Origin of the sequence: Halorubrum sp. SP9 (assembly GCF_005435015.1) — an archaeon.
Classification (GTDB): Archaea; Halobacteriota; Halobacteria; order Halobacteriales; family Haloferacaceae; genus Halorubrum; species Halorubrum sodomense.
In genome coordinates this window covers 1-372 of the sequence record NZ_SGXU01000473.1, presented here as the reverse complement: position 1 = coordinate 372, position 372 = coordinate 1, and the positions used below count along the sequence as shown (strand labels likewise).

The following is a 372-nucleotide window of genomic DNA, read 5'->3' as shown; positions in this document are numbered from 1 at the left end:
CGAGACACTACCAACACCGCTCGGATCGCCACATACGCACGCTCAAAACGACGGCGCTCGTCGATACAGACTCGTGTGCCATCCTCGATGTTCACTGCTCGGCACACTGGCCTCACGACACACAAACTGGCCGTCGAGTCGCCCTTCGCAACACCGGGAAAATAGAGAGTCTCGCCGGCGACAAAGGCTATGACGACCAATCTCTCCGGGACGCCCTCCGATCAAAGGGCGTCCGACCCTTGCTGCGTCACCGGCTGTTTGCTGCGTACGATCACGCCCACAACGCACGGTTGGACAGCGAATTATACGGCCAACGCTGGATGGCCGAGACCGCCTTTTCGGCCATCAAGCGTCGGTTCGGCCCCGCTGTCC

Annotated in this window: 1 protein-coding gene; it reads left to right on the top strand. The window is 61.0% G+C overall.

Annotation, left to right across the window (positions count from 1 at the left end):
• Positions 1-372, top strand: a 372-nt coding sequence (locus EXE45_RS18310; protein ID WP_137695157.1) for a transposase, incomplete at both ends; no start/stop codon positions are given.